Genomic DNA, 26,556 nt, shown 5'->3' on the forward strand with positions numbered 1-26,556 from the left:
ACAATCATTATCATTAAGCCTAATTTGGCGCTCGATGTGTAGGACGGGTCCGGCATCCGGACGTCCCGCTAACTTTTTGCAGCAAGGTGAATTCCATGACGGAACAAGTATCCACAAGCAGGTGCGACTCACCGTTACTCCAGGCGTTCGTCGATAACCGACTGATCCTGGTCAAGATCGCGGCGCGCATTACCGGTTGCCGGTCCCGCGCGGAAGATGTGGTGCAGGACGCCTTTTTCCGGCTGCAATCGGCACCACAGATCACCTCCTCGTTCAAGGCGCAGCTCAGTTATCTGTTCCAGATCGTGCGTAACCTGGCGATCGACCACTACCGCAAGCAGGCGCTGGAACAGAAATACTCGGGGCCGGAGGAGGAAGGGTTGAACGTGGTGATCCAGGGCGCTTCGCCAGAAACCTCCCATATCAACTTCTCCACGCTGGAGCACATCGCCGACGCGCTGACCGAACTGCCCAGCCGCACCCGCTATGCCTTTGAGATGTACCGCCTGCACGGCGTGCCACAGAAAGACATCGCCAAGGAATTGGGGGTCTCGCCGACCCTGGTGAACTTCATGATCCGCGACGCCCTGGTGCATTGCCGCAAGGTGTCGGGGGTTAGGGGGGATACGTTCGCCCGGCGGTAACTGGCGGTGGTTTTGCCGGCCTTATCGCGAGCTCGCTCCCACAGTGGATCTTCAGTGACCACGAAACTGTAGGAGCGAGCTTGCTCGCGATAAGGCCATAAGGCCTTACATCAACCCACACCGATCAAAGAACCGCTCACGCCCCAGGATCATCAGCGCCGCGCGCTTGTGGGGGAAATCGAATTCCTTTTCACAATGGAAGCACTGGTTGTGCAGGTGCCCGATCATCCGCGCATTGTCGGCCCGGGGCTCGGCGACCACGCGCTGGGTGCGCGGATCGTCCAGGAACAGATAATGCACCAGTGCCGACAACCAGCTCGCCACCTTGTGCGGCCCGCGGTGCTGCTCTTCGCCCACCAGCATGTGGATGCCGCGATCATAGTGGTCGGCTTCATAGAACGGCGCGATCCGATCCTCCTTGGCCCAATAGGCTTCGAAGTAAGCGAACGGCTGGTCATCGAAACAACCGATCAGTGTCAAGACCCGGGGATCGGCCTGCAGCTTGTCCAGGTACTCGCGATGCTGTTCCAGGCTGCCCTCCTCTTGCCAGAAGCTCGCCACTCGCGGGCTGTTCTGCCAGCGGTTGAAACGCTCCAAGTCCTGCTCGATCTCCAGGGTGCGCAAGGACACCCAGGCCCCCAGCCGCGCATCGAAACGTCGATACACCTCGCCACGCGGCTTCATGGGCCGGCGTGGATGGCGGCGGCCATCGGTGATGACCATCTGTTGCGGGTAACTGCCGCTGAACGACTCCCCCAGCCAGGGCTGCGGCAATTGCCAGAACATCGTGCGCTCGCAACGGTATTCACCGGCACGCTCCGTGAGCGTCAATAAACCGCTGAGCAAGGCTTCGCCGGGGCGCTCGCCGAGGTGCCAGGTCAGGTGCCGACACTCGGGATCGCGGGCAAACAGCCAATAGCAGGCCGCCCACAGCGCCGGCCCCACCGGGCGGTCGTTGATTTCCTGCAAATGCACATGCAACTCGGGACCGCGCACAAGGCGCAGCCGGATCAGCGGCGCGCCTTCGAGCATCAGGCTCAGGTGGCGTTCGGTTTCATCGGCGCCGAGGCGACGGCCACCGGGCAAGGGCAGCGTCGTCGGGTGGTTGAGGTTGGACATGGGAGCGGCTCGCGTATTCGTCGGTAGTCAACCTGTGACGTGAGCCGGGACGGGAAATTTAGTGTCGCCTTCAATGGGAATGCGTGGAGACCAGTTGGATCTGATAGGGCTGGAAAATCTTCAGCATCTGACCGTTATCCCGCAGCGTTTGCAGCAACTGTGCGAACGCTTCACTGGAAATGGGCGCCTGTGGCCGGATCAGCGCGTAATGGTGGTAAATCTGATCGATGCGTTCAGACACCAGCAATTGCGGGCCGACTTGGGGATTGCGCAACACGTAATCGTTGAGGTACGAACGGGTCACCAGGGCGATATCCGCCCGCCCGCGCAAGACCATCAGCAGATTGCTGTCGTGGGAATACGTCAGCGTGGCGTTGTATTGCCCGGTGAGGAACTTGGGGTCGGCGTTGAATTCGGCAAAGGCGTAGTGATAACCGCTGAACAGCGCCAGGCGCTTGCCCCTGAGGTCCGCGAAATAACTTTCCTGGCGCTCCGGATGACGCTGGGCGACGAAGACTTCCGCATCTTCCAGGCCCATGTCCACCGACGTGTGCGGCACATCCTGCCAACCCCATTCGGGATTCTCGAAAATCGCCATGTCCACCCGGCCCTGCTTGAAATCATTGAACCGGCGCGGGATCGACGTCGGCACCAGGACGAACTGATAGTCGCTTTGCGACTGGTTCAAGGCCTCCACCATCTGCGGCAGCAGGCCGGTGTCGGCACCGTTCTCGGGACGAACGGTATAGGGTGGAAAATGTGCCGCGCCGATCCGCACCAGTTGCGCCGCCTCGATCGGCAACGCCAGGAAAACGGCCAGAGTGGCCAGCAGCACACGGGAGGTCATCCCCATCGGCGAAAACGTCAAGATAACCCACTCCCCAAAAGTCCCCATCACTACAATCAAGCTAGGCGGTTTCAGCCGCTTAGCCAGCCATGCGACCATTTAAAGCGCCGCTCGATTATTGTTTTTCTTCAAGCACCAGGATCAGGGCCTGTTCGGCCAGCTCATCGAGGCTCAGGCTGCCTTCGGCGCGAAACCAGGTGGTGGTCCAGGACAACGCCCCCGTGAGGAACCGTCGGGTAATGGACACGTCCCCGCGAATATACCCGGCCTCCTTGGCCTGGCCCAGGACCTCGAGCCACAAGTCTTCATAAGTATCACGCAGGGCCAGCACATGCCGCTGTCCGTCCGGCGAGAGCGAACGCCATTCATAGACCAGCACCGCCATCGCCTCGCCAGTGCCGCCCATGATCGACTGCAATTCGCAGCGAATCAGCGCTAGCACCCGCTCGCGCACGCTGTCGGCTTCAGCCAGGGCCGCACGCATCAACGCGGTGTTGTAGCGGATGGTTTCTTCCATCACCGCCCGCAGGATGTCGTCCTTGCTCTTGAAATGGTGAAAGATGCTGCCCGACTGGATGCCCACGGCACTGGCCAGGTCGCGTACCGTGGTGCGCTCGAAGCCCTTGTTGCGAAACAGGTGGGCGGCGGTCTGGAGCAGTTTGCCGCGCGCACTGTCCGGGTCGGTCAGTTGCCCGTTGTCGACCAGCTCACGCATCACGCCCTGGGCTTTTTGCTCGTCCACCCATTTTCTCCTACAGTCGATCAACCAACGCGCCGCCACTGCACAGCAAACCATCGGTGGCGCGGGCAATTTAAGCCGAGCGAAGCAGCCAAGCAAGCGCTCGGCCAGAAGAACTGGCGGTCGTTTACAAACCAAGCGCTTGCTTGGTAGTCTCGAATCACCTTTGCCGGAGGGAACGCCATGTCCAAAACGATCCGAATCGGTTGCGCCAGCGCCTTTTGGGGCGATACCTGCACGGCGGCGGCGCAATTGGTCAAGGGTGGTGCGCTGGATTACCTGGTGTTCGACTATTTGGCCGAAGTCACGATGTCGATCATGGCCGGGGCGCGCCTGAAAGACGCTTCGAGCGGCTATGCCACGGACTTCATCGAGGTCCTCACCCCGCTGCTTCAGCGTTTGCATAACGATGGGATCCGCGTTATCAGCAACGCCGGCGGCGTCAATCCCCAGGCCTGTGCAAGGGCTTTGCAAGCAGCCTGCGATCAGGCCGGCGTAGCACTGAGGATTGCCGTGCTGCTGGGCGATGACCTGCAACCGCAACGTGAACGGCTCGCCGCCCAGGGCATCGGCGAGATGTTCAGCGGCGAGCCCCTGCCTCCCGCGTGTGTGTCCATCAACGCCTACCTCGGCGCGCCCGGCATCGTCGAGGCGCTGCGCCTGGGCGCCGATGTGGTGATCACCGGCCGCGTGGTGGACAGTGCCGTGGTCAGCGCCGCTCTGGTGCATGAGTTCGGCTGGGCCTGGGACGATTACGACAGATTGGCCCAGGCCGCGCTCGCGGGGCATCTCATCGAGTGTGGCGCCCAGTGCACGGGCGGTAACTTTACCGACTGGCAGGCAGTGCCGGATTACGAGCACATCGGCTTTCCCATCGTCGAAGTCAGCGCCGATGGCCAGTTCATTGTCACCAAGACCGAAGGCAGCGGCGGGCTGGTTACGCCGCTGACCGTCGGCGAGCAGTTGCTCTACGAAATCGGCGACCCGCAAGGCTACCTGCTGCCCGACGTGATCTGCGATTTCAGCCAGGTCAGGTTGATTCAGCAGGGCAAGCATGCTGTGCGCGTCCAAGGGGCCAGGGGCCTGCCGCCCAGCGATCGGTACAAGGTCTGCGCCACCTGGCTGGACGGCTGGCGCTGCACCGCCACCTGCCTGATCGCCGGCATCGATGCGGTGGCCAAGGCCGAACGGGTCAGCCAGGCGATCATCGCCAAGACCTCGCAGCTGTTGCGCCAACGTGACTGGGCGCCCTACAGCGAGGTGAACGTCGAACTGCTGGGCAGCGAAGCCACCTATGGCCAGCACGGCCAGCGCCGGGACAGCCGTGAGGTGGTGATCAAGCTGGCGGTACGGCACCCGGATAAACAGCCCCTGGTGCTGTTTTCCAGGGAAATCGCCCAGGCCGCCACTGGCATGGCGCCGGGACTGACCGGCCTGGTCGGTGGCCGGCCGACGGTGTCGCCGTTGATTCGCCTGTTCTCGTTCCTGATCGACAAAACCACTTGCCGGCTCGACATCGAACTCGACGGCCAGCGCCACCCTTGCCCCCTGCCCGCTTTCGAACCGCTGCATACCACCGATCTGCCGGTCGCCCCGGCCCTGCCCAAACCCCAGGGCCGGGCCGACGCCAGCGTGCCACTGATCAAACTGGCGGTGGCGCGCTCCGGCGACAAGGGCAACCACAGCAACATTGGCGTGATCGCTCGGGCCCCCGAGTACCTGCCCTGGATCGCCGAGGCGCTGACCCCTGAGGTGATGGTCGACTGGATGAGCCACGTGCTCGACCCGCTGCTGGGCCGGGTTGAACGTTGGTACCTGCCGGGCACCCACAGTTTGAATTTCCTGTTGGAAAACGCCCTCGGTGGCGGCGGTGTCGCCAGCCTGCGCATCGACCCCCAAGGCAAGGCGTTCGCCCAGCAGTTGTTGGAAATTCAGATACCGGTGCCGCAACACGTTGCTGAGGAGGTCAATTCATCCCCACACCACCCTGACGCATGACCAACCCCGTAGGAGCTGACGAGTGCAACGAGGCTGCGATGTTGTCCCAGACAGTTAGATCTCAAGCGAAAGATCAAGATCAAAAGATCGCAGCCTTCGGCAGCTCCTACACAACCTTGCCCCAAAGTTTGCGCCAATCCGTTCCAACATGAGGAGTCTGCATGCCGGTCATCGAATCGCACCTGGATCCCCACAGCGCTGACTTCGCACGCAACCACGCGGCGATGCTGGCCGGTGTCGAACAACTGCGCCAACTCGAACGGGCCATGCTGGCGAAAGCCGCCCAGGCCCAGGGCAAGTTCGACCAGCGCGGCCAACTATTGCCACGCCAGCGCCTGAACCTGCTGCTGGACCCTGGCGCACCGTTCGTCGAGCTGGCGAGCCTGGCCGGCTACAAACTCCATGACGACAAGGACGGCAGCCAGGCCGGCGGCGGCCTGATCGCCGGGATCGGCTACGTGTCCGGGGTGCGAGCGCTGGTGGTGGCCAACAACAGCGCGATCAAGGGCGGCACCATTTCCCCCAGCGGTTTGCACAAGACCCTGCGCCTGCAACAGATCGCCATGGAAAACAAACTGCCGGTCATCACCCTCGCCGAAAGTGGCGGCGCCAATCTCAATTACGCTGCGCAGATTTTCGTCGAAGGCGCGCGCAGCTTCGCCAACCAGGCACGTATGTCGGCCATGGGCCTGCCGCAGATCACCGTCGTGCATGGCTCGGCCACGGCCGGCGGCGCTTATCAGCCGGGTTTGTCGGATTACGTGGTGGTGGTGCGCGACAAGGCGCGGCTGTTCCTGGCCGGGCCGCCGTTGCTCAAGGCCGCGACTGGCGAAGTGGCCAGCGAGGAGGAACTGGGCGGTGCGCTGATGCACGTGCAGGTGGCCGGCACCGCCGAATACCTGGCGGAGAACGACGCCGATGGCATACGCCTGGCCCGGGAAATTCTCGACTCGCTGCCCTGGAATGCACAATTGCCGCCCCAGCCCGAACGGACCTGGACGGAGCCGCTCTACCCCGCCGAGGAATTATTGGGACTGGTGCCCGACGACCCGAAGAAGCCCTATGACGTGGGGGAAATCATCGCCCGCATCGCCGACGGCTCGCATTTCCTGGCCTTCAAAAGCGAATTCGACACCCAGACGATTTGCGGCCATCTGCACATTCGCGGCCATGCCTGCGGCCTGATCGGCAACAACGGCCCCATCACGCCACAGGGCGCGGCCAAGGCCGCGCAATTCATCCAGTTGTGCGATCAGAGCCGCACGCCGTTGCTGTTCTTGCACAACACCACCGGGTTCATGGTCGGCACCGAGTCGGAGCGACAAGGGGTGATCAAGCATGGCGCCAAGATGATCCAGGCCGTGGCCAATACCCGGGTGCCCAAGCTGACCGTCGTGGTGGGCGGCTCCTATGGGGCCGGCAACTACGCCATGTGCGGCCGCGGGCTTGACCCGCGCTTCATCTTCGCCTGGCCCAACAGCCACACCGCCGTAATGGGCGGCACCCAAGCCGGCAAGGTCCTGCGGATGGTCACCGAGGCCACGCAACTCAAGAACGGCCTGAGCTCCGACCCGAAGATGCTGGACCTGCTCGAGCAAACCACAGCGCAGAAATTCGACAGCCAATCCACCGCCCTCTACGGCAGCGCCAACCTGTGGGACGACGGACTCATCGACCCGCGTGACACCCGCACATTGCTAGGCTACCTGCTGGACATCTGTCACGAGGCCGAGCAGCGCTCCTTGCAAGCCAACAGCTTCGGCGTGGCGCGTTTCTGAGCGCAGCTCCAGGGGAATAATGATCCAGGAGAACAATAAAAATGATCTTCACCCAGGAACACGAAGCACTGCGACACACCGTCCGCCAGTTTGTCGACCACGACATCAATCCCTACGTCGACGAATGGGAGCGGGCCGGGCGTTTCCCTATCCACGAGATTTTCCGCAAGGCCGGCGAGCTGGGCCTGCTGGGTATTTCCAAGCCGCAGGCCTTCGGCGGCATGGGCCTGGACTACAGCTATTCGATCGTCGCGGCCGAGGAATTCGGCACGATTCATTGCGGCGGCGTGCCGATGTCTATCGGCGTGCAGACCGACATGTGCACCCCGGCCCTGGCCCGTTTCGGCTCCGACGAGTTGCGTGAAGCGTTCCTGCGCCCGGCCATTCGCGGCGAACAGGTGGGCTGCATCGGCGTCTCGGAAGTCGGTGCCGGCTCCGACGTCGCCGGCCTCAAGACCACGGCGCGCAAGGACGGCGACGACTACGTCATCAACGGCAGCAAGATGTGGATCACCAATGCGCCGAGCGCTGATTTCATTTGCCTGTTGGCCAACACCTCGGACGACAAGCCCCACGTCAACAAATCGCTGATCATGGTGCCGATGCGCAGCCCCGGCATCAGCCTCGGCCAGCACCTGGACAAACTCGGCATGCGCAGTTCGGAAACCGCCCAGGTGTTCTTCGACGATGTGCGGGTGCCACAACGCAATCGCATCGGCCAGGAAGGTGCCGGGTTCATGATGCAGATGCTGCAATTCCAGGAAGAACGCCTGTTCGGCGCGGCCAACATGCTCAAGGGCCTGGAGCATTGCATCGACAGCACCATCGCGTACTGCAAGGAGCGCAAGACCTTCGGCACGCCCCTGATCGACAACCAGGTGATCCACTTCCGCCTGGCGGAACTGGCCAGCGAAATCGAATGTCTGCGGGCGCTGGTCTACCAGGCCACCGAGCAATACATCCTCGGTCAGGATGTCACGCGACTGGCCTCGATGGCCAAGCTCAAGGCCGGGCGCCTGGCCCGGGAAACCACCGACAGTTGCCTGCAATACTGGGGCGGCATGGGCTTCATGTGGGACAACCCGGTGGCCCGTGCCTACCGTGACGTACGGCTGGTGTCCATCGGCGCCGGCGCGGACGAAATCATGCTGGGCATCATCTGCAAGCTCATGGGCATTTTGCCGGGGAAGAACAAATGAGCGGTTTGCCTGACAGGCCCCTATCGCGAGCAAGCTCGCTCCCACATTTTCACTGTTCACTGTGTGAGCGAGCTCGCTCGCGATGAGGCCCGAACAAACACCACTCCCCAGGAATGACCCCATGCCCGCCTTCAGCAAAATCCTCATCGCCAACCGCGGCGAAATCGCCTGTCGCATCCAGCGCACCGCCCAGGCCCTGGGTTATCGCACGGTGGCTGTGTTCAGCGAGGCCGACGCCGATGCGCTGCACGTGCGCCTGGCCGATGAAGCCGTGCTGATCGGCCCGGCCCCGGTGCAGCAGTCCTACCTCGACCCCTTGGCCATTCTCGAGGCGGCCCGGCGCAGCGGCGCCGATGCGATCCACCCCGGCTACGGCTTCCTTTCGGAGAATGCGGGGTTCGCCCACGCCTGCGCGCAGGCCGGCCTGGTTTTCATCGGCCCCAGCCCCGAGGCCATCGAGTTGATGGGCAGCAAGCGCCGGGCAAAAATCGCCATGATCCAAGCCGGTGTTCCCTGCATCGCCGGTTACCAGGGCGCCGCCCAGGACGACGGCACGCTGCAGCGCGAAGCCGGGCGCATCGGCTACCCGCTGATGATCAAGGCCAGTGCCGGTGGCGGCGGCCGCGGCATGCGCCTGGTCCAGCGCGCCGAGGACCTGCTGGAGCAGTTGCGCAGCGCACGCTCGGAAGCCCTGCACGGCTTCGGCAGCGACGAGTTGATCCTCGAACAAGCCTTGATCGATCCGCAGCATGTGGAAGTGCAGATCTTCGGCGACCACCACGGCCAGTTGATCCACCTGGGTGAACGGGACTGCTCGATCCAGCGGCGCCACCAGAAAATCATCGAGGAAGCGCCCTGCCCGGTCATGACCGCCGACCTGCGCCGGGCCATGGGCGAGGCGGCACTCAAGGCGGGACGCGCAGTGAATTACGTCGGTGCCGGGACCGTGGAATTCCTGCTCGCGGCGGACGGTCGGTTTTACTTCTTGGAGATGAACACGCGCCTGCAGGTCGAACACCCGGTCACCGAGTTGATCACCGGCCTGGACCTGGTGGCCTGGCAATTGGACGTCGCCGCTGGCAGGCCGCTGCCCCTGCGCCAGGAGCAGGTGACGTTCAGCGGTCATGCCTTGCAAGTGCGGTTGTACGCCGAAGACCCAGCTGCGGATTTCCTGCCCCAGAGCGGGCGCTTGGTTGGCTGGGAGCCCCCCATCCGCGACGGTGTGCGAGTCGACCATGGCGTGCTGCAGGGCCAAGCCATCACGCCGTTCTACGATTCGATGCTGGGCAAACTCATCGTCCACGGCGCCACCCGCGACGAAGCACGCCGCAACCTATTGCGAGCGGTGGAGGATTGCGTGCTGCTTGGGGTCCAGAGCAACCAGCGCTTGCTCGCCGGCTTGCTGGCGCATCCGCAGTTCATCGACGGCGACTTCAGCACCGGCTTCATCGGCCAATATTTTGTCAATCATGCGGCGCTTCTGCCCGTTGAGCCCTCGGCCGAACAACTGGCTATCGCCACGGCGGCGTTCTATCAGGCATCGCAGGCACGGCATGCACCCGGCCTGGGCGGATGGCGCAACAGCATCGGCACGGCGCTGCAGTATCGGATCGGCGTCGGGGAGCGCGACTGGATGCTGAGCCTTGAAACCGAAACCGACGGGACACTGAACATCCACAGTGCCGGGCGCTTGATCGAACTGAGGCTGCTCGACGTTGATGCGCAGGGCGCCACGCTGGTCATCGACGGGATTCGCCAGCGCCATGCCTGGCGCCTCGATGGCCAGGATCTCTGGCTGTCCACCCGCCCCGGCGGTCTGCACCTGCAAGACCGGACCCTGGCCCCAGTCGCCAGCAAAGCCAGTGCCGGTGCCAGTGCGCTCCTGGCGCCCATGGACGGTGCCATTGTCGAGGTACTGGTCAGCGAAGGCAGTCCGGTCCGCCAAGGCCAACTGCTGATGGTGCTCGAAGCGATGAAAATGGAGCACCCTCTCAAGGCAGGCATCGATGGGGTGGTCAGGCAATTGCAGGTCACACCGGGTGATCAGGTGAGAAAACGCCAGCTTTTGTTGCGTGTTGAAACAGCCCACTAGTCGGATCCCTGGGGTTTGACTACGCTCAAACCCATCAGCACGCCGATACCGGGAACACTGCAATGCCTCACTGGCTGGTGATTGATCTGGAGGCCACCACCGATGAAGGTGGCTGGCCGGTAACCGAAATGGAAATTATCGAGATCGGCGCCACGCTGGTGAGTCGTGACGGCCGCGAAGTGGATCATTTCCAGCGCTTCGTGCGTCCCCTGAGACGACCGCTGCTCACGCCTTTCTGTCGCGAATTGACCCACATCACCCAGGCCAATATCGACGGCGCCGCGCCCTTGACCGAGGTCTGGCCGGCGTTCGAGCGCTGGCTGGCGCCGTATCATCCGAAGCTGGAAAGCTGGGTCAGCTGGGGAGACTACGACCGCAAGCAACTGCTTCAGGAATGGCAGCGCCAGCAGTTGCACAGCGTCCTCGCCCAGGTGCCGCACATGAACCTCAAGCAACGCTTCGCCAAGGCCCGTCGGCTGGAACGACCGCTGGGGCTCAATGGCGCGTTGCAACTGGCCGGCCTGCAATTTTGCGGGCAACAGCACCGCGCCTTGGAAGACGCCCGCAATACCGCGCGGTTGTTGCCCCTGGTGCTCCCGGGTTGAGCGGCGCTCGCCTCCCGGCGCGGCAGATGACGAATGTTGCAGCCTTGTGCATACTGGCCGGCCTTTTTCAGCCCCTTTTTCGAGGAATCGCCCATGTTTAAAGTCAACGAGTACTTCGACGGCACCGTCAAGTCGATCGCTTTTGGCACTGCCGAAGGCCCCGCGACCATCGGCGTCATGGCACCGGGTGAATATGAATTCGGCACGGCCCAACGGGAAATCATGCACGTCGTCTCCGGCGCCCTGACCGTGAAGCTGCCCGACAGCACCGACTGGGAAACCTTCGCGGCCGGCAGCCAGTTCAATGTACCGGCCAACAGCAAGTTCCAACTCAAAGTGGCTGTCGACACCGCTTACCTGTGTGAATACCGCGGCTGATTCTGTGGCATAGATACGCCGCTCATCTGTGGCGAGGGGATTTATCCCCTCGCCACAGATTTTTGTTTACGGTTCTGTTTACTCGAGCACTTCAACCGGCATGCCGACTTCAAGCCGACCGTCGCTGTCATTGACCAGGTTCTGGCCGAACATCGCGCCGTCCGGCGTCGAACGGTATTGCTGCAACGTGGCAAAGGGTTCGCGATTCGGATCGCGTTCGCCGGTGTGCGGATCGACCGTGGTCATGATGCAACGCGAGCAGGGCTTGACCAGCCGGAACTCCACCTCGCCGATACGAATACGTTTCCAACCGTCCTCGGCGAACGCCTCGCTGCCCTCCACCACCAGGTTGGGACGAAAGCGCAACATCTCCAGCGAGCGACCGACCCGACTCGACAGGTCCTGCAATGACGCCTGGCCAATCAGCAGCAGAGGGAAACCATCGGCAAAGGCGACCTTGTCGTCATCCTTGCCATAACCGGCAGCGGTGGTGCGCGCCAGTTCCACCGGCACATGCACCAGCCGCGTGGGGTTACCGATGAATTCGCTGACCCAGGCCGCAGCCTCATCACCGGCATCCGGCACACGCAAGGTGTCACGCCAGATGATCACGCCGCGCCGTCGCTCTTGCTGGGTGGGTGGCAGCGGCACGTCGATGGCGCCATGGCCCGGTGCGCTGAGCGTCAGGCCACCCGCCTCGTTCCACAAGGCAGAAAGCTGGCTCATCTTCGCCACGGCGCGCTGGGTCAGGAACCGTCCCGTGCCCTCATCCACCAGCATCCAACGCCGATCACCGTCCAGCCCTAGCTTGTCCAGGCCGATTTGCTGCAGGGGCTGACCCTTGCCGGACTTCAACGGATACCGATACAGCGCGCTCAGCCGCAACATGGTCAACTTCCCCGGTGGCAAAAAAATGCCACCTTATACGAGCCGGCCATTGAAGCAAACCACCATTGGTTTCAGTCGAGCATCAGCCGCTGGCGCACCACGTCGACCAGCTTGTCCGGCTGGAATTTGGAGAGGAAGTTGTCGCAACCGACCTTCTTGACCATCGAATCGTTGAAGCTACCGGACAGCGAGGTGTGCAACACGACATAGAGCCCACGCAAACGCGGGTCGTTGCGGATCTCGGTGGTCAAGCGGTAGCCATCCATTTCCGGCATTTCCGCATCGGTGAAGATCATCAGCAGTTTGTCGGTCATGACCTCGCCGGTATCGGCCCAGGCCTTGAGCATGTTCAGGGCCTTCAGGCCGTCGCTGGCGATGTGCATTTTCACACCCAGTTGACCCAGGGTGTCGCGCAACTGCGAGAGCGCAACGTTGGAGTCGTCCACCAGCAGCACTTCGCGGCCACGGGCGCGTTCCAGCACCGGGTCTTCGAGTTTGTCCCGGGAGACCTTGGCGTTGTACGGCACGATTTCGGCCAGGACTTTTTCCACGTCGATGATTTCCACCAACTGATCGTCCACCTTGCTGATGGCGGTCAGGTAGTGCTCGCGACCAGCGCTGGTCGGCGGTGGCAGGATGGCTTCCCAGTTCATGTTGACGATGCGGTCGACGCCGCCCACCAGGAACGCCTGAACCGAACGGTTGTATTCGGTCACGATAATGGTGCTGTTGGCGCCCGGCACCAGCGGACGCATACCAATGGCCTGGGACAAGTCGATCACCGGCAGCGTCTGGCCTCGCAGATTGACCACGCCGCACACGAACGGGTGGCGTTGCGGCATCAGGGTCAACTTCGGCAGTTGCAGGACTTCCTGGACCTTGAACACGTTAATGGCAAACAACTGCCGACCCGCCAGGCGAAACATGAGAATTTCCAGGCGATTCTCACCCACCAGTTGGGTTCGTTGATCTACTGTGTCGAGAATGCCGGCCATCGATGACTCCTGGGCTTGTTCGGATGAATCCAATAAAACCGATATCGGCCACACGAGCCGAATCTTGACCCCGGATAAAATACACACGGGGAATTGATATCACATTAACATCATGCTTTACTGGCTTCACGATTGCATCTGCCATTTACCCCGCCGCGCGACTTCGGTTTGCGCACTAAGTTCCCCTGCCTAAGGGATTCCCCTAGGCACAATCAGGTCCAACCTGATATTCCCGTTATCCAATAGCCATTAATGTGACGCCATTCTCATTGCTGAACGGAGTCAGGCTTTTGTACGCGACCACAGGACATCGGACCTGCAGCCTTTCGGCCGATTCCACCCGTGTAATCGTTTACGAATTCACCTTCGTTAAACAGCACGGGCGTGTCATCGCGCGTCCGTCCGCGGTCGACCTTGAGATCCAGCCGTTCGCCATACGCGGTTTCCTTTCGCCTGACATGATGTTGTGGAGATAAGCATGCCGAACGATCGTAGGAACTGGAATCAACGTCTTCCCGAATTTCTGATCGAGGCCGAGACACTGCTGGCCAAGTCGGAGGAATGCCTGAGCCATCTGCAATTGATCAACAATGACAAGGACGCCATCGATTGCATGCTCAGCACCTTGCTGAAACTGGCAAACAAGGCCAATGCCTTGGCGCTGGAAGCCGTTTCGGAGTTTTCCCTGCATATCCATGGCTTGCTCAGCCATGCGCAAAACCACATGGAATTGCATGACCAGGCCCTGGATGCCTTGAAGGATTGCTTCACCCTGATGGCCTGGCAATTGGAACTGGTCGATCACACCACCGGCCAGTTGAGCCTGGACAACAGCGAACAAACGTCCTTGATCGAGGCATTCGCTTTCCAGGTCGGCCAGAGTCCCGACCAGGCATTGGCCGCGTCACGTCCGCTGGCGTTGGTGTCTTATCCCCAGAAACAAGCCTGATACGATGGCAATGCGCCTGCTCCCCAGTGCTTTCACGGCACCATGCCGAGCGCGACCAACGATAGGCGAAGTGGTACTATCTCCCGCGTCAGTCACTTCCAGGCAGCGCCGTAGTAGCTGCCAACCGAAGCTGCCTTCGACCTGAAACGTTTACCCGACCCGGCCTGTCAGATGCGCTGACCGGCCTGCCCGCAGCGAACATTCATTGGCTCCATCCGCTATGCACGCCAGCCTCAAGTCATTCATCACCTGGCCTCCCTCCCGAGAAAACGCCCGTCGCTTCACATTATTATTGTGCATGTGCTCGGCCCTCGGCTGCCTGCTGACCTACCTGTACGCCCACACGGTGCCGCTGGGCCTGCTGGCCTTGAATGTCGCGGCCCTGAGCTGTGTCTGGATCCACCATCGATTGTCGCGCAAGTCCATCAAGTTCCAGCCCCAGGAGTTGGCCGACCGGTTGCTCGAGGTCCAGGAGAATGAGCGCCATCGGCTCAGCCGCGAATTGCACGACGACATTGGCCAATTGCTGACCGCGGCGAAACTGCAAGGCGAATGGCTCAAGCGGCGGATGCCGGAGGAATTGCAAGGTCAGTGCGCGCTCCTGTGCGAGACCCTGGACGAAACCCTCAACAAGGTCCGTGACGTATCGGCGATCCTCAACCCCAGGGAACTGGCCAGCCTCGGGCTTGAGGCCAGCTTGCGGGCGCACCTGCTCAAGACCCTGGCCAACGTCCCGGTGAAGTGGAGCCTCGATTGCCAGCAGCGCATGACGGGTATCCCGGAGGAGATGTCGGTCGCGGTGTTCCGGATCACCCAGGAAGCGGTCACCAACATCTTGCGTCATGCCCGGGCGACGAATCTGCTGGTACGCCTGCAACGCCTGCCCGACGGCCTGACCCTGCTGATCAGCGACGACGGCCAGGGATTTGTCCCGGCCAGCCACCCCGCTCGCGAAGGTCAACGGGGCATGGCCGGCATGTCCGAGCGGGTCGAACAATTGGGCGGCACCCTCAAGGTCGTGAGCGAGGCCGGCAAAGGCACGCACATCGAAGCACGCTTTCCCTGGGCACCGCGTGCCCTGGAACGAGCCAGTAAGAATAAGGTTTTCCTTTGATTTGTAATTTGCTCCTGGTCGATGACCACTCCCTGATCAGGGCCGGCGTACGAGCCTTGGTCATGGATATCCCAGACTATGCCGTGATCGGCGAAGCCAATGACGGCACACAATTGGTGGAGCTGGTAGAACGACTGAACCCCGACATCGTGTTGCTGGATATTTCCATGAAGGACACCAGCGGCCTGGATGCCTTGCAACAGCTCAAGCGGGTGCGCCCCCACAGCAAGGTGCTGATCCTGTCGATGCATACGGATCCTGCGCTGATCATGCAGGCGCTGGAATCAGGCGCCCATGGCTACCTGCTCAAGGACACCACCGCCACTGAGCTGAAACACGCCCTGCAAGCGCTGCGCAATGACGAACGCTACCTGAGCCCGGCCATCGCCCACACGGTGATCAACCAGGCGCTGACCCGCGTCCAGAAACATCAGCCAGACCCTGCCCAGGCCCATAACCTGACGGCACGCCAGCTGGAAATTCTGCGGCTGATCGTACGCGGCAAGTCCACTCGGGAAATTGCCAATGGGCTGAACCTGAGTGTCAAGACCGTGGAAACCCACCGGGCGCAAGTCATGAAGCGCTTGCAGATCCATGACGTGGCCGGTCTTGTGCTGTTCGCGGTGCGTGAGCAAATCATCAGCCTGGATGACTGAGCGCCGTCGCGCCGCCCAACAGCGGCGAATCCGACGGCAGGTGTAGCCGAAGCGCCTTAGGGCGGACAGTGAAGCGCAGGGTGTCGACCTGCAACGGCTCGCCATCGAGATTGATGTCCAGGCCTTGCGCGACCTTGATTTCCACCCATGGCAAGCGCGCACGGACAAACATGTTGTCAATGCCCAGGCCGCCTGCGAGCAAGTCCTTCAACGTACTGACCACTTCCTGGGGCGCCGGCAGGATGCTGATATCCAGCAAGCCATCATCCGCCAACGCTTGCGGGCACAGCACATGGCCTCCCCCCGCTTGCCGGCCATTACCGATGCCCAGCGCGAGCAAATCGCCCTGCCAGTAAAAATCGGGGCCCTGCAACTCACCATAGGCGGTACTCAGTTCACTGAATCGAGACAGGCCCGTGAACAGGTAGGCGGCGCCGCCCAAGACCTTCTTGAGATCCTCGGAGGTGTTCGCCGTCACCTGGCTGCCAAAACCGCCGGTGGCCATGTTCAGGAAAATCCGCCCACTGACCTCCCCCACATCAACGGTCTGCGGCGCAACGTCCAATAGATCCAGGGCCTGCGCAGGTTCCAACGGAACACCAGCCGCCCGGGCGAAATCATTGGCCGTGCCCAGCGGCAGCAGTACCAGGCTGGCATCGCTGGACTTGTGGACGATCGCTTCGGCGATATCACGCAAGGTTCCATCACCGCCGCCGGCGATCAGTCGCGTATAACCGGCATCCAGGGCTTCATCGACGCATCGCTGGGCATCACCGGCTTCCCAGGTCAACCGTACCGCCAGCTCCCAGCCCTGTTCGCGCTTGAGCATCACTGCCGAGCGAACCTCTTCGTTGAGCGCTTGCTTGCCATGCAAAATCAACAGCGCCTTGCCTTTGCTCATCGTGTTCTCCGTCATTGGAAGGTTCAGGCATGGGACCGCTCATTCGAGCGAAAAAGCCCCGTGGACATCAATTTATTAGAAGAGCAGGACTGCTCGCCTGATCGACACGGCCTGATTCGAAGAGTTTTCTTACAAGATCTGGCGAATCAGCTCAATTGACCCTCTAGCGGTATTAAGACACCTTGGCTTCATGTTTTGCTGGATCATTTAAACCCTCATCACACAAGGAAGCATTCTCCCATGGATGGATACGTCACGGCCCGCAGGGGCCGGAACAGTCGCTCGAACAGTTATGGCCAAGGGGATGGACCGTCCCATGCATAACCGTGAATACAAGCTGTCGCCCGGGCAGCTCGCGTCCTTCGGAAGCGGGCGGGCCGATACTCGAAACGAATGCAAAAGTTGCAGTAATCCCGTTGGAGGAATTGATTTGGAACCGCGCGTCGTTGAACTGGAAACCCACCTCAAATACATCCGCAAAGACATGGAAGAAATACGCACCGACGTCAAGGTGATCCGCCACAGGCTGGCCTATTCGGCTGGCGCCGCGGCGGTGGTGCTCGGTCTGCTGGGCTGGATTGCCAATAATCGATTCGATCAGTTAGTGATGCTGCTCACGCGATAAAGGTGAGGCGCGCAAAGGCCCGGGCGTCCAACTCGGGCCGGAGAACACCTGCCAGGTGCTAGCCCAGGACTTCGCTCAAGGGAATGAAGCCCACTTCGTCGCCCTCCACCAGCGTCTGTCCTTCGAGCACCTCGACCAACCCGTCGGCCCAGGCCGCGCTGCGCAGGACACCTGAGCTCTGATTTTGGTAGATAATCGCTCGACCATTCTCCATACGGCCTCGCAGGTATTCTCGGCGACTGCCCGCCTTTGGCCAGGCGAAACCGGCCGGCACCTTGAACTTGAGCGGCGCCACCGACTGAACGCCTTGGCGTCTCAATAGGTAAGGCCTTGCCAGCAGGGCGAACGTCACGAGGGTCGAAGCGGGGTTTCCAGGCAGGCCTATGACCGGCACGCCACGGTAGTGCCCGAACGTCAGCGGCTTACCCGGTTTGATGGCGAGTTTCCACAGCGCCAGCTCGCCGTCCTCGCGCAAGGCGATACCCAGGAAGTCCGCCTCTCCCACCGATACCCCCCCGGTGGACAGGATCAGATCGACATCCGACAACTGTGCCAGGCGCTCACGGGTGGCCGACAAATCGTCGGGCAGGATACCCGCGTCAACCACCTCACAGCCCATGCGCTTTAGCCAGCCACACAGCAGCACGCGGTTGCTGTTATAGATCTGGCCAGGACCCAACGCCTGACCGGGCTCGACCAGTTCATCTCCCGTGGACAGGACGGCGACTCGGGCCTTGCGCACCACATCCAGTGATGCACAGCCCAAAGATGCCGCCAAACCCAGCTCGATCGGCCCCAGGCGAGTCCCGGCGGAGAGGACTTGCTCGCCAACGGTGGTCTCCTGTCCCTGGGGACGAATGTTCTGCCCACTGACCATGGGCTCGGTAAACCGCACCCGCTGGTCGCTTTCAACCATGGCGTTTTCCTGCATCTCGACGCAATCGGCTCCGGCAGGGACTGGCGCTCCCGTGAAGATCCGCGCGCAGGTACCAACGGCCAGCGGCGCCGGAGCCTGGCCGGCAAAAATCCGCTGGCTGACCACCAACGGCTCGCCGTTCCAGTCCGCCAACCGCAAGGCATAGCCATCCATGGCGCTGTTGGGCCATGGCGGCAAATCAAGGGTCGATACCAGATCCTCGGCGAGCACTCGCCCTGACGCCGCGGCCAAAGGCAAATGTTCACGCTGAACGATCGGCGTCGCCGCCGCCATCTCGAGCAGCCGCTCCAACGCCACCTCAACGGCCATCAAGGCGCCGGCCTTGCCCGGTTTACCCACGGGATTCACAAGGGGCTGCCTGTTTCAAATGGGCCACGAAGTTGCACGGACGATGCCGCACATCCAATTGTTCGGCCAGGATCCCATCCCATCCGGTACGCACCGCGTTGGTCGACCCGGGCAGGCAACACACCAGCGTGCCATTGGCCAGGCCCGCCAGCGCCCGGGACTGCACAGTGGAAGTGCCGATGTCGGCCACTGATATTTGCCGGAACAACTCGCCAAACCCATCGACTTGCTTGTCCAGCAGACACGTGACGGCCTCCGGCGTGCTGTCACGCCCCGTGAAGCCGGTGCCGCCGGTGATCAGCACCACTTGCACCACGTCGTCGGCAATCCAGGTCGCGACTTGCGCCCGGATCTTGTACAAATCATCTTTGAGCAGAACCCGCGCCGCCAGATTGTGGCCGGCCGCCGTGAGCCGATCGACGAAGACCTGCCCGGACGTATCGGTTTCAAGGGTTCGGGTGTCACTGACTGTCAGCACCGCGATATTGAGCGGCACGAAAGGTACATCAGCCTTGGCTTTCATAGGCTCGTCCAGTTGTGGAGGAAACAGCCCGGTGTTATATCACAGCGCTTCATTTTTTCGCCCGTGCGGAGACACGCCATGACCTCGATTACGCCGCTGCCATCCTGTTCCATTCTGCTCTTGGCGGGTGGCCGCGGGCAACGCATGGGCGGCCAGGACAAAGGCCTGGTGCAGTGGCAAGGCGAACCGCTGATTGCCCATATCCATCGCCAGACCCGCGCCATGAGCGATGACCTGATCATTTCCTGCAACCGTAATGCGCAACGTTATGCACCGTATGCCGATCAGTTGGTGCATGACGAGGAAGGCGACTTTCCCGGGCCACTGGCGGGCATCCGGGCAGGTCTCAAGGCTGCGAGGCACCCGTATTTGCTGGTGCTGCCGTGCGACGTGCCGCAGGTCGATGCAAACCTGCTCGACAACATGCGCAGGACGGCCAGCCAGCACCCCGATCAGCCATTGATGGTGCGGCACGGCGAGCATTGGGAACCGCTGCTGTGTGTCATCCCGTTGGCCCTGGCAGCGAGCTTCGAAAAAGCCTGGAGCGAAGGTGAACGCAGCCCCGGTCGGGTTATGCGCGCGCTGCACGCCGTTGCCTTGCAATGCCCTGCCGACGATCCGCGGCTGGCCAATCTGAACACCCCGGAGTTGCTGGCCCGACATAAAGGCGTGTCAGATTGACACTAGCCAGGAACTTGCGCGCAATGTATACGTCTGAAGGTCAGTAACTTGAAGAATCCATTCGGAGAAACACCATGACACAACGGACCCTCGCCACGTTCATGCTCGCTCTGGGCCTCGCCACCCTCGCCGGGTGCGCTTCGCCAACAGTGATCACCTTGAATGACGGTCGCGAAATCCAGGCCGTCGATACCCCCCATTACGATGAAGAAAGCGGCTTCTACGAATTCGAACAACTGGATGGCAAGCAGACTCGCGTGAACAAGGATCAGGTTCGTACCGTTAAAGACCTGTAATCTTCAACGCTACCGCCAGATACGAAAAAGCCCGCAACATTTGCGGGCTTTTTTATGCCTGGTCGAAAACCATGGGCACTACCACTGCAATGTAATCTCGCTCTGGAATACACGCTCCTGGCCGGTGACCGGGTCGCTGAAACGCAGCCCTTGCGCCAGTAGCTTGAGCGGGTTGGCGTAGTCATCCTCGGCGTCCCGGAGCACGTCAGGGTAAAACGGATCGTTGCAGATGCCCGCTCCCAGGGCATTCATATGCACTCGCAACTGGTGTTTCTTGCCCGTGACCGGAGACAACCTATAGCGCCACAGGTCACCGTGTCTTTCCAGCACTTCGATGGCCGTTTCGGTATTGGGCTCGCCCGGCCCTTCCTGCATCCGAAAGAACGGCTCACCATCGATCATCCGGCTTCTATGCACCCGGGGAAAGGTCAACCCAGGCAACGCGCGGGCAATGGCTTGGTAGCGTTTCTCGATCTGCCGCGTCGGGAATAACGACTGATACGCCGAACGGGTGTGCGGGTTGGCGGAAAACAACACCAGCCCGGCCGTGTGCCGGTCGATGCGGTGCAGGGGCACCAGATGCGGGTTGTCCAACCGCCGGATCAGCCGTCGCAACAAGGTCTGCTCGACGTATTCGCCCGCCGGAGTGACAGGCAAAAAATGCGGTTTGTCTGCCACCACCAGATGATCGTCGGCGTACAGGATCGACTCCACCACCGGGATCGGCTTCTCGTCGGGTACTTCACGAAAGTAGTGGATGCGCAGGCCTTCGCGGTACGGCAAGTCGACATCGATAGCCCTGCCTTCCCCGTCCAATACCCGGCCTCGGGCGATCCGGTCCAGCCACTGCTCGCGACTGATGGCATTGAAATGCTCGCACAGGCACTCCAGCACCGTCGGCCAGGAGCCGGGCGGCAGATACAGCGTACTGGCCTGATGATGAGCGGCGGAAAACGATGAACCGGACATTGAAAACTCTTGGGTGTTTTTGCAGGCGGCATTATCCGACAGTCGCACCGGTCAGCCCAGCGATGATTGCTTTACGCCGTGACTGACGTCGATTTAGCCGCCGCTTCGGTGAACTCCTTCAGCCAGCGCAATACGTCCACCGCTTCCCAGCGACCGGGATCGTAAAGCGCGTACAGCAACCCCTGGTAACCCACCACGTCCAACTGTTTGTGATAACCGGCACGCTGGAACAATGCTTCGATCTCGGCGAAACAGGTGTTGAAATGCAGTTTATTGAAAGGCGTCTTGCCTTCGGTCACCAGGCCATCCAGGCGCAGCTCCAGGACCGCCTCACGCACAACGTCCGCGGACATCCTGTTTACGCTGCTTTTCAGTTGTTCGACATTGACCAAGGGATGCACTCCAGATAGCTGTATGAACATACAGTAACCGAAGAACGCGATTTTCGCCAATGGCCTCGTATGAAGGGAAGCCGGAAAATGGATCACCGCAGAAATGCGGCGACCCGATCGGAGTCATCGAAAGGCCAGTCCAGCTCCGCACCAGTATCGATCCTGCGCAGGACCGGGATACGTAGCTCATAGGCTTCGAAAAAGGACTCGTTCTCGGCGATATCCACCAGCTCCACCAACAATCCATGTTCGACGAAAGGCATCAGCACCCCTTCGGCAACTTCACAAAGATGACACCCCAGGGTGCCGAACAACTGGCATTCAGGAAGCATGGCGGGTAGACCCAAAAAAGATAGACGGTCATTCTAGGCCCGCCTCGGAAAACCGTCGAGTCGCTGGCTCGCTTCCGGGTGTTTCGGTAAAACGCTGATGCAAATCACTGAACATAAATGCTTTTCCAGCGACGCTGATAGCGTTTTCCCCTCTACGCTGTGCGTTGCAGTCTTGAAACGGAGTTCCCCTTGTTTGCCAACCTGCTGATCATCCTTGCCTCGTCCCTGGTGGTCATCGCCCTCTTCAGGCGGCTGCGCCTGCCCCCCGTACTGGGTTATCTCTGTGTCGGGCTGGCGGTCGGGCCTACCGCGCTGGACTGGGTCAACGACAGCGAAGAACTGCCAGACCTGGCCGAGCTCGGGGTGGTGTTCCTGTTGTTCTCGCTGGGGCTGGAGTTTTCCCTGTCGAAAATGCTCGAGCTGCGCCGGGTCGTGTTCGGCCTCGGCAGCCTGCAGGTGTTGTGCTCGGGAGCGCTCCTGGCGGGATTGCTGGCCGTGTGCGGCGCGCCGGTGATCGCCGCGCTGCTGCTCGGTGCGGGGCTGGCCTTGTCCTCCACCGCCATTGTCAGCAAGGAGTTGACCAGCCTGGGCGAGATCTTCAGCAGCCACGGCCAGAACGCCATTGGCGTGTTGTTGTTCCAGGACGTCGTCGCGGTACTGCTGTTGACCCTGGTGCCGGTCTTCGCCGGCAGCAGCGAGCACCCGTGGTACTGGGCGCTACCGCTGACCCTGGGCAAGACCCTGGTGTTGTTCGGTGGCCTGCTGCTGGCCAGCCGGCTGCTGTTGCCCCGGCTGTTCCATGAAGTGGCGGCGTCCCGGTCCGCAGAACTGTTCGTGCTGCTGGCCCTGGTGATCGTGCTGCTGACGGCATGGCTGACCCACTTGCTCGGCTTGTCCCCGGCCCTGGGGGCTTTCCTGGCGGGCATGTTGCTGGGGGAAAGCCACTACCGGCATCAGATCGAAGCCGACATACGCCCGTTCCGCGACATCCTGCTGGGGCTGTTTTTCGTCAGCATCGGCATGCTGATCGATCTGCAACTGTTCCGCGATGACGGCCTTTTGATCCTCGGATTGACCCTCGGCTTGATGCTCCTCAAGGGCTGCGTGGTCGCCGCCTTGGTGAAATGGCGCGGCAGTGATGGGGAAACCGCCTGGCGCAGTGGTCTGGCCCTGGCCCAGGGCGGCGAATTCTGTTTTGCCTTGATGGCGCTGATGCAACAGAACCGCCTCATGCCCGCCGACATCAGCGGCCTGCTGCTGGCCGCGACGTTCTGCTCGATGCTGCTGACCCCGCTGTTGCTGCGTGCGGCGCCACGCATCGCCGCGCGCCTGCATCGCAAACCCAACGAAGAGGCGCAACTGGACCAGATCAGCGCACTCAATGCCGGCTTGTCGGATCACGTGGTGATTTGCGGCTACGGGCGCGTCGGCCAGTCCATCGGGCGCTTCCTGCGCCGTGAAGGCCAGGCGTTCGTCGCCCTGGATGACGACCCGGTGATCATCCAGGAAGCCACCGTCGGGGAAAACTGCGTGCATTACGGCGATTCGCGACGGGGTGATCTGCTCGCCGCCGTTGGCTTGAGCCGCGCCAGGCTATTGGTGATCGCGGTGGACAAGACCGACATCGCCATCACCGTGCTCAAGGCGGCCCGGCGGGTCAACCAACAGGTGCCGATCCTGGTGCGCACCCGAGACGACAGCCAATTGGCCGAGTTGCAGGCAGCCGGGGCCAGCGAAGTGGTCCCGGAGCTGTTGGAATCGAGCCTGATGCTCGCGTCCCACGCCCTGATCATGCTCGGCCTGCCCGAACAACAAGTCCGGCATCATGTGGATCAGGTCCGTCATGATCGTTATCGCCTGCTCCACGGTTTTTACCCAGGCAACCAGGACAAGGAACCTTAGTGCAACGATCAGTCCTGGCTGACCGCACCGATCTTGTGAATCGACAGGTCGGCGCCGTAATACTCTTCTTCCTGGGTCAGGCGCAGCCCCACCACGGCCTTGATCGCGCCATAGACCGCGAACCCACCGGCCAAGGCGACGACAACGCCCAGCGCCGTGCCAATCAACTGGCTGATCAGGCTGACCCCACCCAGGCCGCCCAGGGCACCCTGGCCAAAGACGCCACAGGCAATGCCACCCCAGACCCCGCACAGCCCGTGCAGCGGCCAGACGCCGAGTACGTCGTCGATCTTCCACTTGCCTTGGGCCGCCGTGAAGCACCAGACAAACAAGGCACCGGCAATGGCACCGGTGGCCAGCGCACCCACCGGGTGCATCAGGTCGGAACCGGCACAGACCGCCACCAACCCGGCCAGCGGGCCGTTGTGCAGGAAGCCTGGGTCATTGCGCCCGACAATCAATGCCGCCACGGTACCGCCCACCATAGCCATCAACGAATTGACCGCCACCAGCCCGCTCACCCCAGGCAGGGTCTGCGCACTCATCACGTTGAAACCGAACCAGCCGACAATCAGGATCCACGAACCCAAGGCCAGGAATGGAATGCTCGAAGGTGCGAACGCCACCAGGCGACCGTCCCGGTAGCGGCCATTACGCGGCCCGAGCAAAAGCACCGCGGCCAACGCCAGCCAGCCGCCCATGGCATGCACCACCACGGAACCGGCGAAGTCATGGAAACTGGCGCCGAACCGAGCTTGCAACCAAGCCTGCAAGCCAAAATTGCCGTTCCAGACCAAGCCTTCGAAAAACGGGTAGACAAACGCCACGATCAACACCGTGGCGCACAACTGCGGCGCGAACCGCGCACGCTCGGCAATACCGCCGGAAATGATGGCCGGGATCGCGGCGGCAAAGGTCAACAGGAAGAAAAACTTCACCAGGCTGTAGCCATGATCGGTGCTGAGTACCGTCGCCGGCTGCAGGAAGGTCACGCCGTAGGAAATCCAATAACCGACAAAGAAATAGGCCAGGGTCGAGACCGCGAAATCGCTGAGGATTTTCGACAGCGCATTGACCTGGTTCTTCTGCCGGACCGTCCCCACTTCAAGGAACGCGAAGCCGGCATGCATGGCCAGGACCATGACCGCGCCGAGCAGGATGAACAGCGTGTTGGAGCTGTGGACCAGACTGTCCACGGCACTTTGCATATTTTCCATGGTGTTGGCAGACCTGAAAAGTTGAAAAAAGCACCAAACCGGTTCGCTCGCCCCACGGACGCACCAAGTTGAAACGACTCATTGGCCGCAAGCAGGTCAATGAACTTTTTTGGTGCGTCAGAGCGGACAAAACGAAGTCCCGCTTCGTGGTGCTTCGCGGGTTTTGATTATTTGGTTAAGGTTTTACGGGCTTTCGCCCAGCTTCAGCGCACCGGCACAGGCTGACGCACCAGTACATGGCAGAAGCCTGAGCAAAAGTTGTACCAGTCACTTGCACTGAACCTTCCGGCAAGGCTCATACTCGAACGCTTCAGACGTCACTTACGGAGATTCACCCATGGCCAGAACCCAGGCAAAGACTGCTCAAGAAATCCTGATGGAAGATTTTCAGACGCTGGTCAGCGACACGGAGCGCTTGCTCGATCACACCGCGACGCTGGCAGGCGATCAAGCCGATGCGCTGCGCGGCCAGATCCACGAAACCCTCCTGCGCGCCCGCGAAACGCTCAAGCTGACCGAAGACTCCATGCGCGAACGCGGCCAGGCTGCGGTAGTCGCCACCGAGGAGTACGTACAGGCCAACCCTTGGCAATCGGTAGGCATTGCCGCGGGCGTTGGTTTTCTGATTGGTCTGTTGGCGACACGGCGCTGATCATGGGTATCGACGAATCCGGCTCGTCCGAAGCGGGCACACAACCCACAGCGCGCCGCCTGGGCGCGGCGTTTCTTGGTTTGCTGCACAGCCACGTCGAATTGTTCGGCATGGAGTTGCAGGAACAGAAGGCACGCACCGTCAGCCTCCTGCTGTTCGCCGGCCTTGCGCTGGTGTTCGGTTTGCTGCTGTTGGTCGGGCTTTCGGCGCTGGTGCTGATCCTGGTATGGGACACCTATCGTCTGTCAGGCATTATCGGCCTGTGCCTGTTCTACCTGCTGGCGGCCCTGTTCTGCGGTCTTCGGCTCAAGGCGGCGATCTACGACGAGTCCTCTCCTTTCAACGCCACCCTTGAAGAACTGGCCAATGACCGGGAGCGCCTACTGCCATGAGCCTGCCTGATATTCCTCAAGCCCGGACACGACAGGAAATGCGCAAGGCTCTGGTGCGCCTGCGCATGGAAATGCATCGCCAGGAAATCCGTCAGGAAACACGCCAATTGCTGCAACCCCTGCATCGGGTGCGCGGCTTGACGCAAAGCTGGCACGAAGGTTTCGGCATCAAGCATGCGCCGTTGTGGGGCGTGGCGGCAGTGTCCCTGCTCGGCTTCTTCACCGGCAAACGGACCCGCCATGGCGGTGGCGGTGGCTTGACAGGCCTGATCCGTCTGGCAACGACATTGCTGCCGTTGGTCAAGCTGGCCAAGGACCTGCGCAAACCCTGACGACCGACACCCTGTGGCGAGTGCCACAGGGTGATGTATCCGGTCTGTGCAGGCCC

Annotated in this window: 29 protein-coding genes; 17 read left to right on the plus strand and 12 right to left on the minus strand. The window is 61.6% G+C overall.

Annotated elements, in window-relative coordinates; genetic code table 11:
- The first annotated feature begins 95 nt into the window (after positions 1-95).
- On the plus strand, positions 96-644 hold the full coding sequence (locus BT125_RS14590) for an RNA polymerase factor sigma-70 (protein ID WP_024619408.1): 549 nt from the start codon (positions 96-98) through the stop codon (positions 642-644).
- A 105-nt stretch (positions 645-749) separates the two neighbouring features.
- On the opposite strand, the gene BT125_RS14595 is transcribed toward BT125_RS14590, so the two are convergent.
- The 3 genes from BT125_RS14595 to BT125_RS14605 form a co-directional block, all read right to left on the minus strand.
- Positions 750-1,763: a GNAT family N-acetyltransferase gene (locus BT125_RS14595; protein ID WP_072407965.1), complete on the minus strand. Its 1,014-nt coding sequence runs from the start codon at positions 1,761-1,763 to the stop codon at positions 750-752.
- 70 nt (positions 1,764-1,833) lie between these two features.
- Positions 1,834-2,610 (minus strand): substrate-binding periplasmic protein, encoded by a 777-nt coding sequence (locus tag BT125_RS14600; protein WP_072408035.1) that lies wholly within the window; start codon positions 2,608-2,610, stop codon positions 1,834-1,836.
- A gap of 115 nt (positions 2,611-2,725) precedes the next feature.
- Positions 2,726-3,352 (minus strand): TetR/AcrR family transcriptional regulator, encoded by a 627-nt coding sequence (locus BT125_RS14605; protein WP_072407968.1) that lies wholly within the window; start codon positions 3,350-3,352, stop codon positions 2,726-2,728.
- A 180-nt stretch (positions 3,353-3,532) separates the two neighbouring features.
- Here BT125_RS14605 and BT125_RS14610 point away from each other — a divergent pair, with 180 nt between their 5' ends.
- The 6 genes from BT125_RS14610 (at position 3,533) to BT125_RS14635 (ending at position 11,399) form a co-directional block, all read left to right on the plus strand.
- Positions 3,533-5,347 carry an acyclic terpene utilization AtuA family protein gene (locus tag BT125_RS14610; RefSeq protein ID WP_072407970.1) on the plus strand — a complete coding sequence of 605 codons (1,815 nt, stop codon included), beginning with the start codon at positions 3,533-3,535 and terminating at the stop codon, positions 5,345-5,347.
- A 161-nt stretch (positions 5,348-5,508) separates the two neighbouring features.
- A complete protein-coding gene (gene atuC, locus BT125_RS14615; RefSeq protein ID WP_072407972.1) occupies positions 5,509-7,125 on the plus strand; it encodes a geranyl-CoA carboxylase subunit beta in 1,617 nt (538 codons plus the stop codon).
- A gap of 41 nt (positions 7,126-7,166) precedes the next feature.
- Positions 7,167-8,324: a citronellyl-CoA dehydrogenase gene (atuD, locus tag BT125_RS14620; protein WP_072407973.1), complete on the plus strand. Its 1,158-nt coding sequence runs from the start codon at positions 7,167-7,169 to the stop codon at positions 8,322-8,324.
- A gap of 121 nt (positions 8,325-8,445) precedes the next feature.
- Positions 8,446-10,416, plus strand: a complete 1,971-nt coding sequence (locus BT125_RS14625) for an acetyl/propionyl/methylcrotonyl-CoA carboxylase subunit alpha (RefSeq protein ID WP_072407975.1) — start codon at positions 8,446-8,448, stop codon at positions 10,414-10,416.
- Positions 10,417-10,478: 62 nt separating this feature from the next.
- Positions 10,479-11,021: a 3'-5' exonuclease gene (locus BT125_RS14630; RefSeq protein WP_072407977.1), complete on the plus strand. Its 543-nt coding sequence runs from the start codon at positions 10,479-10,481 to the stop codon at positions 11,019-11,021.
- Between the two features lie 93 nt (positions 11,022-11,114).
- Positions 11,115-11,399 (plus strand): pyrimidine/purine nucleoside phosphorylase, encoded by a 285-nt coding sequence (locus tag BT125_RS14635; protein WP_003183665.1) that lies wholly within the window; start codon positions 11,115-11,117, stop codon positions 11,397-11,399.
- Positions 11,400-11,477: 78 nt separating this feature from the next.
- Here the strand turns inward: BT125_RS14635 and BT125_RS14640 are convergent, their stop codons facing one another.
- Positions 11,478-12,287 (minus strand): MOSC domain-containing protein, encoded by an 810-nt coding sequence (locus BT125_RS14640; protein WP_072407979.1) that lies wholly within the window; start codon positions 12,285-12,287, stop codon positions 11,478-11,480.
- A 71-nt stretch (positions 12,288-12,358) separates the two neighbouring features.
- Positions 12,359-13,282, minus strand: a complete 924-nt coding sequence (locus tag BT125_RS14645) for a chemotaxis protein CheV (RefSeq protein ID WP_053120553.1) — start codon at positions 13,280-13,282, stop codon at positions 12,359-12,361.
- Positions 13,283-13,760: 478 nt separating this feature from the next.
- Between BT125_RS14645 and BT125_RS14655 the strand changes: the two genes are divergently transcribed.
- The 3 genes from BT125_RS14655 to BT125_RS14665 all read left to right on the plus strand — a co-directional run bounded on the left by BT125_RS14655 (position 13,761) and on the right by BT125_RS14665 (position 16,001).
- Positions 13,761-14,231, plus strand: coding sequence for a hypothetical protein (locus BT125_RS14655; protein WP_072407983.1), 471 nt, complete (start codon positions 13,761-13,763; stop codon positions 14,229-14,231).
- Positions 14,232-14,451: 220 nt separating this feature from the next.
- Positions 14,452-15,345 (plus strand): sensor histidine kinase, encoded by an 894-nt coding sequence (locus BT125_RS14660; protein WP_072407985.1) that lies wholly within the window; start codon positions 14,452-14,454, stop codon positions 15,343-15,345.
- Positions 15,342-16,001, plus strand: coding sequence for a response regulator (locus BT125_RS14665; protein WP_072407987.1), 660 nt, complete (start codon positions 15,342-15,344; stop codon positions 15,999-16,001). Before BT125_RS14660 ends, BT125_RS14665 begins: the two co-directional genes overlap by 4 nt.
- On the opposite strand, the gene yegS is transcribed toward BT125_RS14665, so the two are convergent.
- On the minus strand, positions 15,985-16,902 hold the full coding sequence (gene yegS, locus BT125_RS14670) for a lipid kinase YegS (protein WP_072407989.1): 918 nt from the start codon (positions 16,900-16,902) through the stop codon (positions 15,985-15,987). The genes BT125_RS14665 and yegS overlap by 17 nt on opposite strands.
- A 316-nt stretch (positions 16,903-17,218) precedes the next feature.
- Here yegS and BT125_RS29670 point away from each other — a divergent pair, with 316 nt between their 5' ends.
- Positions 17,219-17,527 (plus strand): hypothetical protein, encoded by a 309-nt coding sequence (locus tag BT125_RS29670; RefSeq protein WP_256573775.1) that lies wholly within the window; start codon positions 17,219-17,221, stop codon positions 17,525-17,527.
- Positions 17,528-17,585: 58 nt separating this feature from the next.
- Here the strand turns inward: BT125_RS29670 and glp are convergent, their stop codons facing one another.
- The gene (gene glp, locus BT125_RS14680; protein ID WP_170866838.1) at positions 17,586-18,773 is read right to left on the minus strand and encodes a molybdopterin molybdotransferase MoeA; all 1,188 of its coding nucleotides are present in this window, start codon (positions 18,771-18,773) and stop codon (positions 17,586-17,588) included.
- A gap of 22 nt (positions 18,774-18,795) precedes the next feature.
- Positions 18,796-19,335, minus strand: coding sequence for a molybdenum cofactor biosynthesis protein B (moaB, locus tag BT125_RS14685; protein ID WP_072407995.1), 540 nt, complete (start codon positions 19,333-19,335; stop codon positions 18,796-18,798).
- A gap of 78 nt (positions 19,336-19,413) precedes the next feature.
- Here moaB and mobA point away from each other — a divergent pair, with 78 nt between their 5' ends.
- Together mobA and BT125_RS14695 are read left to right on the plus strand one after the other, a co-directional pair.
- Positions 19,414-20,016 carry a molybdenum cofactor guanylyltransferase MobA gene (gene mobA / locus BT125_RS14690; protein WP_072407997.1) on the plus strand — a complete coding sequence of 201 codons (603 nt, stop codon included), beginning with the start codon at positions 19,414-19,416 and terminating at the stop codon, positions 20,014-20,016.
- A 74-nt stretch (positions 20,017-20,090) separates the two neighbouring features.
- Complete coding sequence (locus BT125_RS14695; RefSeq protein ID WP_003199454.1) at positions 20,091-20,312, plus strand: YgdI/YgdR family lipoprotein; 222 nt, start codon at positions 20,091-20,093, stop codon at positions 20,310-20,312.
- Between the two features lie 78 nt (positions 20,313-20,390).
- On the opposite strand, the gene BT125_RS14700 is transcribed toward BT125_RS14695, so the two are convergent.
- The 3 genes from BT125_RS14700 to BT125_RS14710 form a co-directional block, all read right to left on the minus strand.
- Positions 20,391-21,281, minus strand: coding sequence for a pseudouridine synthase (locus tag BT125_RS14700; protein WP_072407999.1), 891 nt, complete (start codon positions 21,279-21,281; stop codon positions 20,391-20,393).
- A gap of 71 nt (positions 21,282-21,352) precedes the next feature.
- Entirely contained in the window at positions 21,353-21,673 is a 321-nt protein-coding gene (locus tag BT125_RS14705; RefSeq protein WP_060738522.1) for a hypothetical protein, read from the minus strand.
- Positions 21,674-21,765: 92 nt separating this feature from the next.
- The gene (locus BT125_RS14710) at positions 21,766-22,005 is read right to left on the minus strand and encodes a glutaredoxin family protein (protein ID WP_072408001.1); all 240 of its coding nucleotides are present in this window, start codon (positions 22,003-22,005) and stop codon (positions 21,766-21,768) included.
- Positions 22,006-22,194: 189 nt separating this feature from the next.
- Between BT125_RS14710 and BT125_RS14715 the strand changes: the two genes are divergently transcribed.
- On the plus strand, positions 22,195-23,907 hold the full coding sequence (locus tag BT125_RS14715; RefSeq protein ID WP_072408003.1) for a cation:proton antiporter: 1,713 nt from the start codon (positions 22,195-22,197) through the stop codon (positions 23,905-23,907).
- Positions 23,908-23,915: 8 nt separating this feature from the next.
- Here BT125_RS14715 and BT125_RS14720 read toward each other — a convergent pair whose 3' ends face one another.
- Complete coding sequence (locus tag BT125_RS14720; RefSeq protein ID WP_072408005.1) at positions 23,916-25,124, minus strand: ammonium transporter; 1,209 nt, start codon at positions 25,122-25,124, stop codon at positions 23,916-23,918.
- A gap of 337 nt (positions 25,125-25,461) precedes the next feature.
- Between BT125_RS14720 and BT125_RS14725 the strand changes: the two genes are divergently transcribed.
- Genes BT125_RS14725 through BT125_RS14735 form a run of 3 tightly spaced genes read left to right on the plus strand, consistent with a single transcriptional unit; the run spans position 25,462 to position 26,500 of the window.
- On the plus strand, positions 25,462-25,776 hold the full coding sequence (locus tag BT125_RS14725; protein ID WP_060738526.1) for an ElaB/YgaM/YqjD family protein: 315 nt from the start codon (positions 25,462-25,464) through the stop codon (positions 25,774-25,776).
- A 2-nt stretch (positions 25,777-25,778) separates the two neighbouring features.
- Complete coding sequence (locus tag BT125_RS14730; RefSeq protein ID WP_060738527.1) at positions 25,779-26,168, plus strand: phage holin family protein; 390 nt, start codon at positions 25,779-25,781, stop codon at positions 26,166-26,168.
- Positions 26,165-26,500, plus strand: a complete 336-nt coding sequence (locus BT125_RS14735) for a hypothetical protein (RefSeq protein WP_072408007.1) — start codon at positions 26,165-26,167, stop codon at positions 26,498-26,500. Before BT125_RS14730 ends, BT125_RS14735 begins: the two co-directional genes overlap by 4 nt.
- The last annotated feature ends 56 nt before the right edge of the window (positions 26,501-26,556 follow it).

Source organism: Pseudomonas sp. NFACC04-2 (genome assembly GCF_900119265.1).
GTDB classification, from domain to species: domain Bacteria; phylum Pseudomonadota; class Gammaproteobacteria; order Pseudomonadales; family Pseudomonadaceae; genus Aquipseudomonas; species Aquipseudomonas fluorescens_AA.

What these genes read in the sequence shown, in the direction of transcription:
- BT125_RS14610 (WP_072407970.1), top strand. Translation starts at nt 3,533, where the DNA reads ATGTCCAAAACGATCCGAATCGGTTGCGCCAGCGCCTTTTGGGGCGAT.
- BT125_RS14635 (WP_003183665.1), top strand. Translation starts at nt 11,115, where the DNA reads ATGTTTAAAGTCAACGAGTACTTCGACGGCACCGTCAAGTCGATCGCT.
- BT125_RS14595 (WP_072407965.1), bottom strand. Translation starts at nt 1,763, where the DNA reads ATGTCCAACCTCAACCACCCGACGACGCTGCCCTTGCCCGGTGGCCGT.
- BT125_RS29670 (WP_256573775.1), top strand. Translation starts at nt 17,219, where the DNA reads ATGCATAACCGTGAATACAAGCTGTCGCCCGGGCAGCTCGCGTCCTTC.
- mobA (WP_072407997.1), top strand. Translation starts at nt 19,414, where the DNA reads ATGACCTCGATTACGCCGCTGCCATCCTGTTCCATTCTGCTCTTGGCG.
- BT125_RS14600 (WP_072408035.1), bottom strand. Translation starts at nt 2,610, where the DNA reads ATGACCTCCCGTGTGCTGCTGGCCACTCTGGCCGTTTTCCTGGCGTTG.
- atuC (WP_072407972.1), top strand. Translation starts at nt 5,509, where the DNA reads ATGCCGGTCATCGAATCGCACCTGGATCCCCACAGCGCTGACTTCGCA.
- moaB (WP_072407995.1), bottom strand. Translation starts at nt 19,335, where the DNA reads ATGAAAGCCAAGGCTGATGTACCTTTCGTGCCGCTCAATATCGCGGTG.
- BT125_RS14640 (WP_072407979.1), bottom strand. Translation starts at nt 12,287, where the DNA reads ATGTTGCGGCTGAGCGCGCTGTATCGGTATCCGTTGAAGTCCGGCAAG.
- BT125_RS14590 (WP_024619408.1), top strand. Translation starts at nt 96, where the DNA reads ATGACGGAACAAGTATCCACAAGCAGGTGCGACTCACCGTTACTCCAG.
- BT125_RS14660 (WP_072407985.1), top strand. Translation starts at nt 14,452, where the DNA reads ATGCACGCCAGCCTCAAGTCATTCATCACCTGGCCTCCCTCCCGAGAA.
- BT125_RS14645 (WP_053120553.1), bottom strand. Translation starts at nt 13,282, where the DNA reads ATGGCCGGCATTCTCGACACAGTAGATCAACGAACCCAACTGGTGGGT.
- BT125_RS14735 (WP_072408007.1), top strand. Translation starts at nt 26,165, where the DNA reads ATGAGCCTGCCTGATATTCCTCAAGCCCGGACACGACAGGAAATGCGC.
- BT125_RS14725 (WP_060738526.1), top strand. Translation starts at nt 25,462, where the DNA reads ATGGCCAGAACCCAGGCAAAGACTGCTCAAGAAATCCTGATGGAAGAT.
- BT125_RS14630 (WP_072407977.1), top strand. Translation starts at nt 10,479, where the DNA reads ATGCCTCACTGGCTGGTGATTGATCTGGAGGCCACCACCGATGAAGGT.
- BT125_RS14730 (WP_060738527.1), top strand. Translation starts at nt 25,779, where the DNA reads ATGGGTATCGACGAATCCGGCTCGTCCGAAGCGGGCACACAACCCACA.
- BT125_RS14710 (WP_072408001.1), bottom strand. Translation starts at nt 22,005, where the DNA reads ATGCTTCCTGAATGCCAGTTGTTCGGCACCCTGGGGTGTCATCTTTGT.
- BT125_RS14695 (WP_003199454.1), top strand. Translation starts at nt 20,091, where the DNA reads ATGACACAACGGACCCTCGCCACGTTCATGCTCGCTCTGGGCCTCGCC.
- BT125_RS14655 (WP_072407983.1), top strand. Translation starts at nt 13,761, where the DNA reads ATGCCGAACGATCGTAGGAACTGGAATCAACGTCTTCCCGAATTTCTG.
- BT125_RS14625 (WP_072407975.1), top strand. Translation starts at nt 8,446, where the DNA reads ATGCCCGCCTTCAGCAAAATCCTCATCGCCAACCGCGGCGAAATCGCC.
- atuD (WP_072407973.1), top strand. Translation starts at nt 7,167, where the DNA reads ATGATCTTCACCCAGGAACACGAAGCACTGCGACACACCGTCCGCCAG.
- BT125_RS14700 (WP_072407999.1), bottom strand. Translation starts at nt 21,281, where the DNA reads ATGTCCGGTTCATCGTTTTCCGCCGCTCATCATCAGGCCAGTACGCTG.
- glp (WP_170866838.1), bottom strand. Translation starts at nt 18,773, where the DNA reads ATGGCCGTTGAGGTGGCGTTGGAGCGGCTGCTCGAGATGGCGGCGGCG.
- yegS (WP_072407989.1), bottom strand. Translation starts at nt 16,902, where the DNA reads ATGAGCAAAGGCAAGGCGCTGTTGATTTTGCATGGCAAGCAAGCGCTC.
- BT125_RS14720 (WP_072408005.1), bottom strand. Translation starts at nt 25,124, where the DNA reads ATGGAAAATATGCAAAGTGCCGTGGACAGTCTGGTCCACAGCTCCAAC.